We start from the raw sequence: 17,077 nt of genomic DNA, 5'->3' as shown, positions 1-17,077 counted from the left end.
ACACGATCCGCTTCTTGCGGCAATTTCGCTGCTGAAACGCCTGTATGCCGAGAGCCGTCGGGCACTCCCCGAGCGCGTCCCGGTCACCCACCTCAGCCAGGCTGATCGTCGGCTCATCCTCGAACAGGGGCCTGATCGCCGTACCTACGAGATTGCGACGCTCGCGGCTTTGCGAGACCGGCTTCGCTCTGCCGACATTTGGGTCGACGGCAGCCGATCGTTCCGGCCGCTCGACGAGCATCTGATGCCGCGGTCGACAGGCGACCGCTCGACGATCTCGGCCGGATCGACGTCGTCCTGGAACAGGAAAGCAGGCGAGTGGCTGGCAAAACGGTTCGCCGGAGAGCCCCGCGTCGGGCGCAGAGCAACTCCAGGCGGCGGCCATTCCGGAATAGCTGCCGCCGATGACGATGATGGAACCTTCAGCCAAGGCAGCTCAATTCGAATGGTTGTGAGCGACCGCTTCGGACCCATTCGATTGCCCGACCCTGCTCATGCCTGGACGGGCAGTATTCTGAGGGTGTTTGCACACCATGTTCATGGTTGCCACATGGAGATCGCCTCAAAAGCGGCGCCCAATCGGAAACATTAGCACGTCCGCGTTTTGGCGCGGCTGCTTGAACTCTTCGACGGCAACCGCCCCAATCAGCAAATCCAAGGCTTCGCGCCCCCTCCGACTCATCGGGTCATCGCCACGCAGGTAATGATACGCTCGATCTAGATGCACTCGCGCGGCGGAAAAATCACTTGTCATATGACCCTCTCAGTTGCCGCCCGCGCTGGCCGTCTACGAGGTGAGGGTCGCGCAATCGTCAATATCCACAGACGAATTTGATTTAAATCGCAATTGATCCGGGAGAAACCAAACACCGCTTGTCTTATACGAGAGCCCCTTGATTATGTCGCCGGCCGGGCCCGGTTGACTCTGCAATAGGGTTTCGTTGTGTGCGCCGTCATGATCGCACGTTTTACGCGATGGTCGTTATTGAACCTCGCATCGGCCGCTACCGCTATGTTCGGTCGGCAGCCGATGCCGGGAAAGTGCTCCTCCGCGAATGACCTGAAATGGGTCCTACCTCGTGCAGGAGATTGTCGCAGGCGCGATCGAGTTTTTGGAATGGCCGCGGAAACGCCGCAGCTTGCATGAAACAGCCCCTTCGCGCGTGCTACCAAGCACACGACAGCCGTCAGCCGATAAGCGTGGCGCGCAATGCCTTTGCCGGGTTTGCCAAGCGAGCCCTGCCAATGTGTCCCCAGCATCATCCATAAGCCGTCCCGAGTTTCTGGCCGGTCGAGTGATCGCACGCGCAGGCTTGCGGCGGCAATCAGCCGGGTGGCGAAGATCGCCGCAAATGCGGACAGCAAATCGGAAGCCGACTCCCGTTTGTGCGATCTTGAGAGGGCCGCCATCACATCGCTGACGGGCGACAGCTTGCGAAAGCAAAAATGCAGCGCGCCCTCTTGACCCACACCGAAAACAGCGAAATCAATCACCCATTAAACCCATGAACGCAACAACGCCGGCATACTGTCCGGGACATACGGTGTTATTCCCGGCGCCAAGAGACCTATCTGGACGCTCTTGTCGCCGAATAGAAGTGAGGAATGCCCCGCAATTAACGGCTCGTTAATCATGCGGGGCGTAGCCAAGAAGCGTCACAGCACCTGCCCAATCACATGTGACCTTAAGACCCGGCACCCAGATTGTGCCGAGTCTTTTTGTGTCGTTAGGGTAGCCTGATCCAATGAGCGGGTCAGGAATAATGTCCCAGTGGCGATCAGGAACCTTCTTAAGCCGGTCACCGACTTCAAGCCGGGAGCTGCAACGACTTGACTAGGAATGCCCTCCGAGCTTGAGGGTGTCAGCCCCGAACGCGCTTTGTTGGCCGTGTGCCAGTCCTGACCGACAGCGGATTGCGACATGACAGCTTCTCCACATCGGAGGTAACCGTGGCGAAGTGCCTGCGCGCGAAGCGCCAGGGAAGGCCGGTTAAAGAGCCGGCCCGCTTGCAGAAATCGAACTCATGGATGACTGCGGCCTCGGGATCCCTGATGTCCATTGCTTGGCAGGACGCCATTATGGCGTTTCTGCGTTCTGTCTTATCGCTGTGACATTTGCCGCACAGGATGACGCTAACGACACTCTTTCCCGCGTGAGGTGAGGCGATGCGAGCAGGGTAGAGTGAGGCGCGGCGGGGAGGGCAGGAGGCGATGGCAAAGGCTGAAACTCGGTAAACGGCGCAGACCGTCACGCTCTCTAAAAGAGACTGTTCTTCAGAGAGTATCGTGATAATCGATCCGGCGTCGGAAGGCTCGGCCGGCTGAAGGAGGACGATGGCAATGATGAGGTCAGGGGATGGATGGCATGATCCCACGCCCGGCACCTGCACGGCTCACCTCGCAAAAGTGGCGGGAGGGACCTGGAATCGAGCCGACATTGCGAGATTTTCGCGGCCATGGCGGCTTCGCCGTCTGCTGTCCGCAGGGCGAAGCGCGCATCAGATGGGCCAGCGGCGGATGCACGCGAACCGCGGGGATGACGAACACGACCGTCGCTGGCTAGGACAGCGGCACCGCGAACCCAATGTTGGAGGCTCTACGCCGCTCGATCTTGCGGAGGCGCGGCGGTCGATGCGGCCGGCAGAACCCGCGCTACCGTGAGGCGCTGCCATCTCGATATAGGAGCTGTTGACTTGCAGAACACTGCACTGTCTGCGAAGCATCGCGACATGCCCCGACCCTGTGACCCGCTTCCGCGCGAGGCCGCGCTGGTCTTGACCAGGCGCAGTTCGACGCAGGGCGGCTAGCGCCGGCCGGTGTCCTAATGGCGGGGCGCCAGCAACGTAGAATGTTGCATGACGGTGGGGACGGCCACAACGAGAGCGCCTGATCGGGCGTCAGCTGGTCGGGATTGCCAGCCCGATCGGGTACCGTTCAGTCAGGCACCCCTCGGCTTAGAGAGCCGCCGCTATTAACTAGCTTCGTTGGCCGGGGTCGGCCGCAAGCATCGTGACGACATCAGCGATAGGATTCTTGTCACTCTCCGTCAGCCGCAGATCGACGTCCACGAATGGCGCGCCCGACTTCCGGTAGGGGCGCCTGAGTGGGCGCTTGCTCAAGCCGGGTGGAACCGGCGGCCTGCCGGGTTTGCGACCGCGTTTCACATAACCGTTGCTCTCAGCGCCACAGGGACGACCGGGGCCTGACATCGCCGCCGCAATGCCGGACTCGAATATCATTCGATCATGGAGAGCGACCGCTCGATGCGGCCGAGTTCCCGAAGAGCTTTGGCCAGTTGGCTTTCCTTCGGTGATGCCGAGAGTTTCTTCAAGGTCCGCGAGGGCACAACCGCACCGGTGTTGATCGATGCCGTCAGATGAAGGTCGATTTCGAGCTTGCGCAGGAAGGCAATCCGTTCGGTCAGCCCGACCAGGTTTGACGTACCAGGCGCATCCGGCGCCGATCCCAGCAAAAGCGTGTCTGGCCAATGGTCGGGTCGCGGCGTTGAATTTCGGCTTTGACCGATATCCAACCCATGCCGATTGTTACAAGAACTCGGGCGAATTCGTAGACGTGGTGACAAAGCTCTGGGACAGTTGGGAGGACGATGCGCTCATCGCGAACCCGGAGGCGCCGGTCTGCCAGTCTAGTGGTCGTAGGGAACCGGCCCACGCTCTCAGTTAAATCAGGAGAAACACGATCCAAAAACCGAAGCTTTGGGAGCTCAGTTCCTGCCCCGCTTAGTGCCTATTTGTGTGCGCTATTCTGCCATACGCCTAATGAGATTGTCCCACCTGATGACCGTCCCTAACTTGGTTGCGATCAAAGCCAAAAGCTGGCAGGCAACAGGAGTGACCATGAAGAACATTATGGGTGCCGTTGGGGACGACGGTGGAGATGGTAGACTGGTCATCGTGTCAAACAGGGTTGCGCTGCCCGACGAGCACGGGTCACTGCCCCCGGGCGGAATGGCCATTGCGCTGAACGCCGCGCTCAAGGAACGAGGCGGCCTTTGGATGGGCTGGTCGGGGAAGGTGAAAACCGAGAAGAACCAGCTGTCACCGACGATGCAGGAGGCCAACGGCATCACGTATGCCCTTGCCGATCTCTCGCAGAAGGATCTGGACGAATATTACTACGGCTTCGCCAACAGGGTTCTTTGGCCGGTCTTCCACTGCCGTGTCGACCTCGCCGAATACAACGACGCGCGAAAGTCAGGATATTACCGCGTTAACCGACTCTTCGCAGAGTCTTTGATGCCGCTCCACCGCGAGGACGACGTCATATGGGTGCAGGATTATCACCTGATCCCTCTAGGGAAAGAACTGCGCGAGCGCGGCTGCCTCAACCGCATCGGCTTTTTCCTGCACATACCCTGGCCGCCGGCGGACATCCTCGCCACCGTGCCGCTCTGCGAAGAATTGCTGGAAGCGCTTTCGTTCTATGACCTTGTCGGCTTTCAAACCGACGACGATCTTAACAACTTCGCCGAATGTCTCCGCCGCCGAAACCCAGGGTGTCTCATGAAAGACGGTAGCTGTTTGATCCCGGACTTTAATGGCGCATCATTGCCGTCCGAATCAAAGGATGCGCTATGGGACAGGTTCTACACCGCCGCGCCACGACGACAGAGGCAGTCCGTCGAGCGATACAGCATAGTGAAGAGAGCCTGAGAGCGCTGGCCAAGCGCTACGGCATCGATCAGAAGACCGTTAGAAAGTGGAGGAACCGGACCTCGACCGCCGATCTTCCCACCGGCCCGAAGAAACCAAGATCGACAGTGCTGTCGCTCGAAGAGGAAGCGGTGATCGTCGCCTTTCGCAAGCACACGTTGCTGGCGCTGGATGATTGCCTCTATGCCCTACAGCCCTCGATCCCGCATCTGACGCGCTCGTCGTTGCATCGCTGCCTTCAGCGCCATGGCATTTCGCGGCTGCCGCAGGACGCCGACAAGCCGGCCAGGAAGAAGTTCAACGCCTATCCGCTCGGCTATTTCCATATCGACCTCGCCGAGGTGCAGACCGCCGAGGGCAAGCTGCGCCTTTTCGTGGCCATCGATCGGACGTCGAAATTCGCCTATGCGGAATTGCACCCGACGGCCGGCAAGATGGCGGTGGCCCAATTCCTTCGCAACCTGATCGCGACCGTGCCCTATGAGCAAGGCGAGATCGATCTGGCCGTTGGGCAGACCGGTGGCACGCCACCGGGCTTCTTTCGGCGCAGGCTCTATACTGACCGCTTCGCCTGCCTGCTACGTTGCGACCACCCAGCCCTGGCGCAGGAATGGACGATCGAGGCCTTCGCTGCCCTGCGCCACGCTGCCATTGACTCGGATTCTAAGGGCGGCTTCGGACGGGTGCATGACGATCTGGCCAATTTACACATCCAAGATCGCGATCCGGTGCTGGTTTCCAACCTCCTGACGGCCGCTGTAGCCATCGCGGCGACCGATCTGGTGCTGATTGTACCACACCGCGTCGCGACACGGATCGCCGCCTTGCTCCCCTTAGCGATTGTCGATCCGCCGGTGGAACTGTCGCCTTACGAGGTTGGGCTGATTTGGCACGAGCGTTGCCATCGCGGCCCAGAGCATCACTGGCTGCGCCACAAGATTGCCGCCGCAGCGGCGGCGGGAACAGAGCTGGCGCATCATCGACAATGAGAGGGCAAACGGCTGATGCTTCGCGAAGGGAAGAAGCGTGATGCGATCGAAGTCTGGCACCATCTTCAGGACCGGGCCAGTTCATTACCCCCTCGTCCATCGGGACGCGATGCTGGTTTCGCTGTCCCAACTCAGTGAAACCGACGCGCGCTGACTTCGAGCGAGCATCTGCTGTGAAGAAGGCATTCACACTTACAGCCAACTACACAAACCAAGACCCACCTTCTTCGACCGCCGTTCGGCCGCGTCAAGGCTTTCGCAGGCCATGTTCTCAGGGTGTTACCGAGGTGGATGCATCGATTCTGGCCGCGTATCTTGGCCCGGACCCTTTGGCAGGTAAGTGTTTGGCACAAATTGCGAGTTCTCGGATCTTCGGCAATCTGCCCCAACGAAGTGCGGCAGATCGATATCCTTGAGCACCGTTTGTTGCGGCCGGGGCGCTGCGCGCAAATCGTCATCATCGATTGCCGCGAATGGGAGCAACAGGGGTACGGTTATGCGAAGCTATCTTCCGGACTGGTGCAACTAGCCCTGGTTTCCGAAGACAGGCTGGACCGAGAGGCGGTTTTCTCCGACGGGTATTCCGATTACCTGTTGTGGCCACTGATCGAGCAGGAAGTTGTGAGCAGAGTGACCGCCTGCGTCGCTCAGATCGCGCGGCGTTCTGCACCGCTATTCTTCTCAGCCGACCCCCTCTTCAGAAGGCTTGCGATCTGCTGGCACAGCGAGTCGATCAGCAGATCGCCCTCAGCGAACTGGCGCGCATAGCCGGGACCAACAAGACAACGCTCGTCAACCGCTTCGAGGCTGCCTTTGGCTGCGGGCCTATGACTTGGTTGCGGCACTACCGGATGATGGAGGCTGCCGCCCGCTTGCGAAGCGGGCATGAAAGCGTGGCCGAGGTCGCTGAATCCTTAGGCTACGAAAACAGCAACAATTTCTCCACCGCGTTCAAGGCGATCCATGGGCTCTCGCCGCTGCGCTATCGCAAAATGGCTGCGCGCAGAGAAAGGTCTGCCTGACGCAAAGGTGGGGATCGGAACAAACTGGTATACAGCCAGTGAAGACACGCAAAGATCACCTGATACTCAAGCGTTTACGGCACTCCAGGTACTTTGCGGCTTTCACAGCAACGCTCAGAAAAGGAAGATAAGCATGTTGAACGCGGTCGCAGCGCATTTTCAAGGGCATGAACAGAGCCATTCGGACAAGAACTATGAGGCGGCGAGCGCGTTTTTCGGCGCCAAGCCCCTGGTTTTGGCCCAGCTAGGCGCTGCGCGCCCCAGTGACGACACGATCGCCAACGATCAAGGAACAGTACAGTTTCACCTCATTGGTCAGAAGACCGATGACCCGACGTACAGTGGCATCATGAAAGAAAATCAGGACAACCTTCTGGCTATAGGAGGACTCATTCACGACTACATGCATACCCATTATCCTAAGGTTGATGCGGAAAAACTTGACATCAACACATGGACGAACGTTGTGGGCAACATTCCCGACCTTTCGATGGGAGGGCAAAAACAGAAAGGTTACTCAAACAAGTTTGCTGGCACCTCCGTTTCAGCCACGTTCCTCTCCTTGATCGCGAAGGCGATCGTCACTGACGGGGCGTCTCTGCTAATGGATTTCGAGTCCTTCCTCACTGAGATGGGCAACCTGACCTTCAGCGCCAACAGCAAGTCGCAGCAGTACAAGGCTCTGACATGCACCTACCAAAGCTACCTTCTCGATAACGGGGCAGGCGGATATTACGACTACGGAGCAATTGTTCTGCGACAAGTCAAATTTAATGAGTACTTCCTTGATCTAAAATCTTCTTGCTCGTCGACACGATACATCGGCGTCGACATAAGTTATAACGAGGTTACCAACATCGTTCAGACTCGCCGGATCCGCAACGGCGGCCCCGATTACAAAAACTTCCAGGAGATCGTGAATAAGAACGCCACCGAGCAGTTTATGAATGCCAAGAACTTCTTTAACGGTGGCTCGACCCCGCAACAAGACATCACGCCCCAGGTCTGATCCTCATGATTGGTCTCGAAAGCAGCAGCGCACCAACCGACGGTGTCAATTCGAAGAAACCTCGCTGGCGTCATAGAGGTCCGGCTGACAGCGGTGCCGACGAACTCCGGCCCCGCTTCTATAAGAAACCAACTATGAATCCCATCGCAGAAACAACTGCGGGCCTCTTCCTGGTAATCGGCGCCCATAGCAGCGGCCCCTCGAAGCGGAGAGGATTTGCTCAGGCTTGATCCAGAAACTGTCCGAAGGCTCAATTCTGAACTTGGATCCTAGTAGGTGGCAGAATGCCATGCAAATGGTGCCGAACCAGGTGGACGCCGCCACGGCTTCGAAGACCCTGAACCGCACGATGGCCGTTGCGGATTTGCCAAGTACCCTTGCGTCAATTTGCGCCGATGCTGCCGAGGGCGACAAAGCAGGCGTCGATCTGGCGAAGCCCATCAGTGTCTATCTGAGCAGATACGGCGAACCGACTGCATTCAATTGCTTCATCCTAGATCAATCCGACGCCGCGAAAATCTATTTACCTTTAACCTGCCTTGCCGTTTTCGATGGCGGAAGCCCTGGCAGTTTCACCGTCACCTCAACATTGCTGAAGGCGTGCCTGAATCTGTCAAACAAGGATACGCAGTCCACTATCGCGCAGGTTTTCGGCCGCTTCGGCCGGCCGAGCGACTCACCTTACTACCTGCGCGTCTTGCCCTGACCCGTACGCCAGACTTTACATTCAGCCAGAAGGAGCAGCACGCTCGTTGAATATGTGAATACCGCACATTTCGTCAGCGGAAGCGACGTCGGTGGTGCGCTTTGTAGCGGGAAAGCCCATGCCCTATTGTGAAGACTTCGCGAAGGCGGACGGATGGTCCGCAGCGGATGTCAGCGTCCGTCTCAACAATAAGGCGGGCCGGAAATTTCTCACTTTCTTGCGAAGATCGGGGGTGACCACGGTCATTCGGTATTACGCGAGTTCCGAGAGGCCGAAAACCATCACACCAGTGGAGGCCAAACTACTATCTGAGCACGGTTTCGGAATTCTACCGATTTTCCAGGACAGCAGCCGCCATATTTCCAATTTCTCGAGCTCGATCGGTGCTGCAAATGCAAAGAGTGCTATGGGGTTCGCAAAGCGCGTCGGCCAGCCGAAAGATAGAGGCAGTACGATTTTTTCGCCGTCGATTTGGACTATCCGGCTACGCAGATCGACGGCCCCATCCTCGCCTACTTCCACGCGATTAAGGAGAAGATCAGCGGCACTTTCGTAATCGGCGCGTATGGTAGCGGTGCCGTGCTCTCAAAATTACTGGCGGAGGGACTGATCACGGTTCCATGGATATCTATGTCGCCACTGTTTCTTGGAACCGAGCAGTTCTTTTATTCCAACCGATGGTCGATGCGGCAGGTACCTCCAGAGGTTGCCCATGGCTCCTCTGGGGTGGGCTATGATCGCAATATCGTTCGGGTTCCTCGGAGGGAGATCGGAGCCTTCCAAGTTGATGAGTCAGGCGAAGGCTCACTGGCCTAGGATGGCGAGGGACGCCGGCTCGTAGACGCGGCAAGCTGAAAACGTTGTCGCGTTTATGTTCGTAGAGGTCTCCGACGTCAACGGCGAGTGTAAAGTTGTTCGCGGTATGTCGCAAATCGTCTCTCCACGCGCTCGCCCGCTACATCGAGCGGCGCGGCCGCCATCATGATCCCGGAACTGCAGCGCCGTCGACCCATGCCCAACCGGCGGCCAAGATTGGGCACCAGTGACCTGCCGTTTATGAGGCCGAGGCCGCCGGCCGCTGGAGCCGAAAATCTCGCGGCTCTCTTGTCGCAGGCTCGTCAACTAAAAACAGCTAAAGGCTTATGGTCATGGCCTTCCCATGCAGGACGGTGATCTGGAGAGGATGAGAATGCCTGAAACGGTGCTCGCGGCGCTTTCCAACATTCGGGCCGTTGAGGAATCGTGGCCTTCCGGGATGAAGAGCATTGCGGCGATTGCTGGAAACAATGGTGTGGCCAGAAGACAGAACCTGTCCGGCCTGTGTTACAAGCGTTCGATCGCGCTTGCCGGCCGCGATACAGGCAATCGGCGTGCGCGACCGGGTCTTTATCAATCCTCCAATGGCGCTTGCCGGTTCCAGTTCATGGTGACGACCCCGCTGCATTCGACCAAGCTGCCCTTGCGTGTTTGGCTAAAGCCATGTGGCTGATGCTCCAGTCGGAGAAGCGCTTGCCCTCGGTCCGCCTGGCCGAGATCCTTCGCGTGAGCCAACCTACGGCCTGGCGGTCACGCCCTGCCGCTTATGGCGGCGAGGCCGCGTGTCTGTGGGAACAGTTCGTGTACCGGCCCCCTGTCCTCGCGGGCTGCCAAAGGACTCTGCAAGCCAAGTCGCTCGTTGCCCGCAGGCAGTTGGCTTCTGGCGCGGGATCCTTCGACGCGGCATTGTCGAGCATGGCGTCGGCCAGAAGCCGCTTCAGCCGCGTGTTCTCGTCTTCCAGAGCCTTTTTCAGTCGGCCTAGCCTCGGAGACATCCATCCCGCCGAAGCGGCCCTTCCAGTTGTAATCGAGGCGTCGCTGAGCCCGTGCTTGCGGCACAGATCGCGAAGACACCCCGTCCTCATGTTATTCAACAGTTCGGATGATCTGCTCTTCAGAAAAGCGGCTACGTTTCATGTCCTGATCTTCTGGATGGGCCAGAACGAACGTCAACCGGATGAGTCAGCGGGGGAAGTTTTCGCATGTTGGCCGTGTACGCCAACCCGATTACATTGTCGGAAATAAGTAACTCGAGCGAAAACGTGCAATTTGTCTTCGCCACGTACCCTAATCGCGCAGGGATATCAATTTCCACGTCCTGGAATTCAATGAAATGATTGTGCAGTGGAAAATACGCCTTATACACCGCCTCCTTCAAAGCGAAGAGGTCCCGCCGCTTGAGCAGATGCAGATCGTACATGCGTTGCTCGTTAGGGGTGGCAATCAATTCGATCAAGTTCTCCGGCAGAGGTTCATTAGGCTCAATGTCGATGCCGAGAGCCGCAATCCGTTTCGTCCCCGCAATGGCGGCGGCTGCTACGGTATCGTGGTGCGCCAAAGATCCGACGATGCCGGGTGGCCAGATCGGAACACCCGAGCGCGTCTTTAGGATCGGCAGTTGTGGGAATCCCAGTTGCCCAAGGAGTGTTCTGGCAACTACTCTTGCAGCACCGCTTTGGCGGCGAACTTTGGTAACAGTGCGTCCCAACGAGGTAACTTCGGAAGCGTACAAGGTGGAGTCGTCAGCTGGTTCTATTGGACGGATGCCGACGAGGATGTTCCTTTGATCAATGGTGATAGTCTCCATTCTATCTGGTTCCTTTGAGCTTTTCGGATGAGAAGCTCAGCCAATGCAGCTTGGCCTTGAAATTGCTCGACTCGGTCGTCGATCAGCAGCGGCGGCAGACCACATATGCTTCCCATCTTTGGATCACCGAGACAGAACTCTCCGACATTTGGGGATTGTCGCGATCCGAGACTGAACCTCGTCTGGGTGCCAGAACCTTCGGGGCTGTTTGCTAGGGATCTTTTTCAAGAACCCCGGCTAAGGGCGCAGAAATAGCTCGGGCCAGAGCCTTGCGGTTTTCCAGAACACTCATCATCGTCACGTGGTCGCCTACAATCGGTACGGCAGTAATAGCCTGCGGACTCAAGACCCGGTCCCAGCCGCGCATGGGCGAACGTGCCTCTGGGCATAAAGAACTCTCAGCTTGTCGTGCCCGAGAACTGAAGAGAGCCTCGGTGGCATAAAACTGATGTATCTCAATTGGCAGGGTTGGGACTTGGTACGCCTGCAGCGCCTCGTGAAACCGGGCGGTCCTTTCATACATCAAAACATCGTTATGGAGATTACGATCCAGAGGTATTGCCCCAATTTGCTGCCCCTTTTCAAGCAGCTGAGCGATTGAACTTTGTCCAGCAAATTGCTCCAACACTTCGAAGCTCTCATCATCTAAGGGTTCTAAAGAATCGAGCACGACGTCTCGTACCATTTGGATGGGTATCTTTGTCACGTTTGCAGGTAACGTAACATCGATCAACGCCATGAAAGAGATAGCTTCATCGCGACCCAGTAAGAGCTGGGCTAGGGCGTAAGCCAAGATGCCGCCTGATGAGTACCCAGCGAAACGATACGGACCCTGCGGCTGGATCTTTCTAATCGCCACGATGGTCTCCGCGGCTATCGCCTCAAGAGTTGGTGGACAAAGGTTATTGAAGGGGGGCCATGGCAGAGCGTAGACGGGACAGTCTACGTCCATTTCCTCCACCAACCTGAGGACGTAGGAACAATCGCCAGAACCTGAGGGGACAAAGAAGAGCGGTGGCTGCGATCCGATTGCTTGAACGGAAATCACTCCCGGAGTCCTGGGCTGTGGCTCCAAATGAATCTTCGATGCAAGGTCCTTCAGAACAGGGGCTCGGAAGAGGTCAGCGGCGCTAAAGTTCAGCCCTACACCTAATGCTCGACTGAGCACTTGCACCGCCAGGAGCGAGTGGCCGCCGAGTTCGAAGAAGCTGTCGTGGCGTCCGACCCGCTCGACCCCGAGCAGCTCCGCCCAGATCTCTGCCAGCGCCGTCTCGATCGCGCCGCGCGGCGCCTCATAGGCCGCCCGCGCATAGGCCTCGTCGCCCGGCGCCGGCAGTGCCTTGCGGTCGAGCTTGCCGTTCGGTGTCAGCGGCAGCGCCGCCAGCCGCACGAACGCAGCCGGCACCATGTAGTCCGGCAGCCGCCCGCCCAGATGCGCGCGCAAGGCGCCGGCAAGCCCGCCGCCATAGTCGTCGTCCGAGCCGGCCTCGGGCCCGCACACGACATAAGCGACAAGATGCTTGTCGCCGGCGCGGTCCTCGTGCGCCACCACCACCGCCTCGCGCACCCAGGCGTGCTCGCAAAGCCGCGCCGCGATCTCGCCCGGCTCAATGCGGAAGCCGCGGATCTTCACCTGGTCGTCGTTGCGGCCTAGGAACTCCAGATTGCCATCCGGCAGATAGCGCGCCAGATCGCCGGTCTTATACAGCCGATCGCCGTCCACAAAGGGACTGGCGGTGAACCGCTCCGCCGTCAGCTCGGGCCGGTTCAGGTAGCCACGCGCAACCCCTGCCCCGCCAATGTAAAGCTCGCCCACCGCCCCGAACGGCACCGGCGCACCATGACCGTCCAGCAGGTAGATCCGTGTGTTCGCAATCGGACGACCGATGGGGACAACTGGCCCATCAAAATCATCGGGACAACTCCAAACCGTGGCGCAGACTGTTGCTTCGGTCGGGCCATAAGCGTTGACGATAGATGCCGAGGCCAGACTTCGGACGAGTTCAGGCTTCGGCAGTTCGCCAGCAAGAATGAGAACTTGCGACGCCAAACATCCCGGATAGCTGCTTGCCTGAAGCAAGGCTGGAGGTAACGTCGCATGGGTTATGGCTTCGCTTCGCAGGTAATCCGATAGCTTGTTACTCGCCTGGCGGAGCTCGTACGCAGGCAAGTGCAATGCGGCGCCTGAGCCAACCGCCATGACAAGCTCCCAAGCACTTGCATCAAAACCGAAGGAGGCGAACTGTACGACACGGCTGTTTGAACCAACGCCGAAAAGCCCGATCTGAGCCAGCCCCAGATTGACCAGGCTGTGGTGCTCGACCATGACGCCCTTTGGGGTTCCGGTTGATCCGGAGGTGTAGATGACATAGGCGAGATGGCGCGCGGTCAGGCCAAGGGCGCGCGGGTCGGGATCGCAGGCGGGCAGCTCGGCCCAGGCCGGGGTCACCGTCTCCAGATCGACCGCGGTCACATCGGCCAGCGCCTCGGCGCCGAGGGCGGCGCGGCCGGCCGCGTCGCAAAGCAGCAACCGCGGCGCGGCATCGCCGAGAACCTGTCGCAGCCGCCCGCAGGGATAGGCCGGGTCCAGCGGCAGATAGGCGCCGCCGGCCTTGAGGATCGCCAAAAGCCCCACCACCATAGCCGGGCTGCGCTTTAGGCAGATCGCCACCGGCTGGTCCGGCTTGACCCCGAGCCCGATCAGATGATGCGCCAGCCGGTTGGCCCGCGCATTGAGCTCGCCATAGCTCAGGCGCTCGTCGTCATGGACCAGCGCCACCGCCTCCGGCGCCTGGCGCACCTGCGCCTCGAACAGCTCGTGGATGCACCGCTCCGACGGATAGGCCGCCGCCGTCCGGTTCAGATCCTCCAGCAGATAGATGCGCTCGGCAGCCGGCAGGATGTCCAGGTCGCGCACCGGCGTATTGGGGGCATGCTCCAGCGCCTCGGCCAATTGCTCGAGCACGTGCTGCATGTAGCCGCAGACCCGATCGGCAGACACCGGCTCCACCACCTGCGCCGTCAGGCCCAGCGCCTCGCCAAAATCCTCCACCGATAGGGTCAGCGGATAGTTGGTGCGCTCCTCCCCGCCCAGCCATTCCATGCGGGACAGACCATCATCCGTCCCGGAGCCGGCCATGGCCGCCGGCGTGTTGTGGCGGTAGTTCAACAGCGCGCTGAACAGCGGCGCCGGCGCCGCAACGCCGCTGCAGCGTTGCGCCAGCGCCAGCGAGGCATGCTCGTGCGCCAGCAGCTCGGCCAGACGGGCATGGGTGAGACGCAGACTTTCCTCAACTCCGGTGCCGTCGAGGTCGAGGCGCACAGGCAGGGTGTTGATGAACAGGCCCATGGCGCGGTCGGCGCCCGCACCCGCATGCATGCGGCCGAGCAGCACCGTGCCGAACACCACCTGCTCTCGGCCGCTGCTCAGCGCCACCACCTGACCCCAGGCCAGATGGCAAAGGCTGGCCAGGCTCAGCCCCAGCCGCCGCGCCTGGGCCCGCAGCCGATCGTTGAGCGCCTGCGGCAACATCCGATGCGCCTCGCCGACCCCGCTGCCGTCGCCATGCACTTGGCTGAGCCCGAACGGCAGCGTCGGCTCGTCGATGTCGGCCAGCATCGAGCGGAAGAACTCTTCATGCGCCTTGGCATCGACATCCAGCCGCGCCTGCGCCACCAGATTGCGGAACGGCTGCGGCGCGGCAAGCTCATGCCCGCGACCCTGGAGCACGGCCCGCACCTCGGCATGCATGATCTCCAGCGTCGTGTGATCGCCGATCAGATGGTGCTGCAACTCCAGCAGCAGCCAGCGCCCGCTGCCCGGCTCGCGCGCGATCACAAACCGCAACAGAGGCGCCCGGCCAAGATCGATGCGGTGCCGGCGCGGATCGAACCGGCGCCTGAGCTCCTCGGCGCCGGAACCGTCACACGCATCCAGCTCGACCTCGGTCACCTCCAGGGCCACCTTGCGCCACACCACCTGGGCCGGGCTCGACACCCCTTCCCAGACAAAGGCCGTACGCAGAATGTCGTGCCGGTCCACCACCTGCTGAACCGCGCCAAGATAGCGCTCCAACAGGCCGCGCTCGGCAAAGGCCATCTGCGAGACCAGCAGATAGGGATCGCCCTTCGTCGCCAGCAGATGATGGAACAGGATGCCGTCCTGCAGCGGCGACAGGCCATAGATATCCTGGATATTGCCGACCCCGCCTGGCACCGTGGCGACGATCCGGTCGATCTCCTGTTGGGTGAGATCGATCAGCGGCAGCATCTGCGGTGTGATCGCCGTGCTCTGCTCGCCGATCAGGTTGGCCGGCACCGCCACCTCGTGATGGCTGCCAAGGCTTGCCGCCAGATCGCAAAGCACCGGCCGGGCGAACAGGGTGCGCACCTCCACCCCGAGCGACAGCCGTCGCAGCCGCTCCATCAGCTGCACGGCCAGCAGCGAGTGGCCGCCGAGTTCGAAGAAGTTGTCGTGGCGCCCGACCCGCTCGACCCCGAGCAGCTCCGCCCAGATCCCGGCCAGCGCCGTCTCGACCGCGCCCTGCGGCGCTTCATAGGCGGTGCGCGCATAGGCATCGTCGTCGGGGGCCGGCAGCGCCTGGCGGTCGAGCTTGCCGTTCACCGTCAGCGGCAGCCCATCCAGCCGCACGAAGGCCGACGGCACCATGTAGTCGGGCAGCAGGCTAGCCAGATGGGCGCGCAAGGAGGCGGCAAGCCGCGCGCCATCGGCGCCCTCCGATCCGTCCGCCGGCTTGGCCACCAGATAGGCGACGAGCCGCTGGTCGCCGGTCCGATCGGCGCGCGCCACCACCACCGCATCGCCGACAAGCTCGTGCTCGCAAAGCCGCGCCGCGATCTCGCCCGGCTCGATCCGGAAGCCGCGGATCTTCACCTGCTCGTCGTTGCGGCCCAGAAACTCCAGATTGCCGTCCGGCAGATAACGCGCCAGGTCGCCGGTCCGGTACATCCGGGCGCCCGCCTCATCGCTGAACGGATCGGCCAAAAACCGCTCTGCCGTCAGCTCGGGGCGGTTCAGGTAGCCACGCGCAACGCCTGCCCCGCCGATATAGAGCTCACCCACCGCCCCGAACGGCACGGGCGCGCCGTGAGCATCCAGCAGATACACCCGCGTGTTCGCAATCGGGCGCCCGATCGGGACAACTGACCCATCAAAATCAGCCGGGCAATTCCAGGCTGTAACGTCGATAGCAGCTTCCGTGGGACCGTACAGATTGTGCAGGCCAGTCAAAGGCAATACGCGTCGAACCTTGTGCGCAAGGGAGGCAGGAAGCGCCTCGCCACTGCACACGAGACGCTGCAGTGATGTGCAGCGATCAGCACCCTTCGTGTCCATAAAGCTGACCAGCATGGATGGTACAAAGTGCGCAGTGGTGATGCTTTGGCTGAGGATCACTTTTACAAGCGCATCGGGGTCTTTGTGTGCAGCCGGTGGCGCCAGCACCAGGGTCGCCCCTTCAAGCAACGTCCAGAAGAATTCCCAGGCCGAGACATCGAAGCCAAATGGCGTCTTCTGCAAGACGACATCAGTCGCATTGAGAGCGTAGGCTTTCTGCATCCAGATCAGGCGATTGATAATAGCCCGATGCTCATTCTGTGCCCCCTTTGGGGCTCCCGTAGAGCCTGAAGTGTAGATGACATAGGCGAGATGGCGTGCGGTCAGGCCCAGAGCGCGCGGGTCCGGGTTCGAGGCGGGCAACTCGACCCAGGCGGGCGTGGCCGTCTCCAGATCGACCATCGTCACATCGGTCAGCACCTCGGGCCCGAGTGCTGCGCGTCCGGCCGCATCGCAAACTAGCAGCCGCGGCGAGGCATCGTCGACAACCTGCCGCAGCCGCGCGCTGGGATAGGCGGGGTCCAGCGGCAGATAGGCACCGCCCGCCTTGAGAATCGCCAAAACCCCCACCACCATCGCCAGGCTGCGCTCCAGGCAGATCGCCACCGGCTGATCCGGCTTAACCCCAAGGGCGATCAGATGATGGGCCAGCCGGTTGGCCCGCGCATTGAGCTCGCCATAGCTCAGGCGCTCGTCCTC

At 60.5% G+C, this 17,077-nt stretch carries 8 protein-coding genes and 5 pseudogenes; 8 read left to right on the top strand and 5 right to left on the bottom strand.

Annotated features, from left to right (window positions below; translation table 11 throughout):
* A pseudogene (locus AC0L3O_RS34635) lies at positions 1–259 on the top strand (hypothetical protein); the annotation flags it as partial.
* Positions 260–897: 638 nt separating this feature from the next.
* On the opposite strand, the gene AC0L3O_RS34630 reads toward AC0L3O_RS34635, so the two are convergent.
* Both AC0L3O_RS34630 and AC0L3O_RS34625 read right to left on the bottom strand, forming a co-directional pair.
* Positions 898–1,494 carry a hypothetical protein gene (locus tag AC0L3O_RS34630; RefSeq protein WP_473618044.1) on the bottom strand — a complete coding sequence of 199 codons (597 nt, stop codon included), beginning with the start codon at positions 1,492–1,494 and terminating at the stop codon, positions 898–900.
* Between the two features lie 1,744 nt (positions 1,495–3,238).
* Positions 3,239–3,382: pseudogene (locus AC0L3O_RS34625) on the bottom strand (Tn3 family transposase); the annotation flags it as partial.
* 415 nt (positions 3,383–3,797) lie between these two features.
* On the opposite strand from AC0L3O_RS34625, the gene AC0L3O_RS34620 reads away from it, so the two are divergent.
* The 7 genes and pseudogenes from AC0L3O_RS34620 to AC0L3O_RS34590 form a co-directional block, all read left to right on the top strand.
* The gene (locus tag AC0L3O_RS34620) at positions 3,798–4,673 is read left to right on the top strand and encodes a trehalose-6-phosphate synthase (RefSeq protein WP_473618043.1); all 876 of its coding nucleotides are present in this window, start codon (positions 3,798–3,800) and stop codon (positions 4,671–4,673) included.
* Positions 4,595–5,662, top strand: a complete 1,068-nt coding sequence (locus AC0L3O_RS34615; RefSeq protein ID WP_473618042.1) for a LysR substrate-binding domain-containing protein — start codon at positions 4,595–4,597, stop codon at positions 5,660–5,662. The genes AC0L3O_RS34620 and AC0L3O_RS34615 overlap by 79 nt, the downstream gene beginning before the upstream one ends.
* Before the next feature lie 596 nt (positions 5,663–6,258).
* A complete protein-coding gene (locus AC0L3O_RS34610) occupies positions 6,259–6,684 on the top strand; it encodes a helix-turn-helix domain-containing protein (protein ID WP_473618040.1) in 426 nt (141 codons plus the stop codon).
* Positions 6,685–6,817: 133 nt separating this feature from the next.
* A complete protein-coding gene (locus AC0L3O_RS34605; protein WP_473618039.1) occupies positions 6,818–7,693 on the top strand; it encodes a hypothetical protein in 876 nt (291 codons plus the stop codon).
* A gap of 226 nt (positions 7,694–7,919) precedes the next feature.
* Complete coding sequence (locus tag AC0L3O_RS34600; protein WP_473618038.1) at positions 7,920–8,399, top strand: glutamate acetyltransferase; 480 nt, start codon at positions 7,920–7,922, stop codon at positions 8,397–8,399.
* Between the two features lie 118 nt (positions 8,400–8,517).
* Positions 8,518–9,215, top strand: a pseudogene (locus tag AC0L3O_RS34595) (glycoside hydrolase domain-containing protein).
* 373 nt (positions 9,216–9,588) lie between these two features.
* Positions 9,589–9,993, top strand: a pseudogene (locus AC0L3O_RS34590) (transposase); the annotation flags it as partial.
* 112 nt (positions 9,994–10,105) lie between these two features.
* On the opposite strand, the pseudogene AC0L3O_RS34585 reads toward AC0L3O_RS34590, so the two are convergent.
* The 3 genes and pseudogenes from AC0L3O_RS34585 to AC0L3O_RS34575 form a co-directional block, all read right to left on the bottom strand.
* Positions 10,106–10,352: pseudogene (locus AC0L3O_RS34585) on the bottom strand (transposase); the annotation flags it as partial.
* Entirely contained in the window at positions 10,342–11,022 is a 681-nt protein-coding gene (locus tag AC0L3O_RS34580) for a 4'-phosphopantetheinyl transferase family protein (protein WP_473618036.1), read from the bottom strand. The gene AC0L3O_RS34580 and the pseudogene AC0L3O_RS34585, both read right to left, overlap by 11 nt.
* Before the next feature lie 211 nt (positions 11,023–11,233).
* Positions 11,234–17,077 (bottom strand): amino acid adenylation domain-containing protein (locus tag AC0L3O_RS34575; RefSeq protein WP_473618034.1); only part of this gene is annotated, 5,844 nt, incomplete at its 5' end.

The sequence above is a fragment of the Mesorhizobium sp. WSM4810 genome (assembly GCF_055811235.1).
The sequence above is the reverse complement of the archived record's forward strand: the minus strand, read 5'-3'. Positions and strand labels throughout refer to the sequence as shown.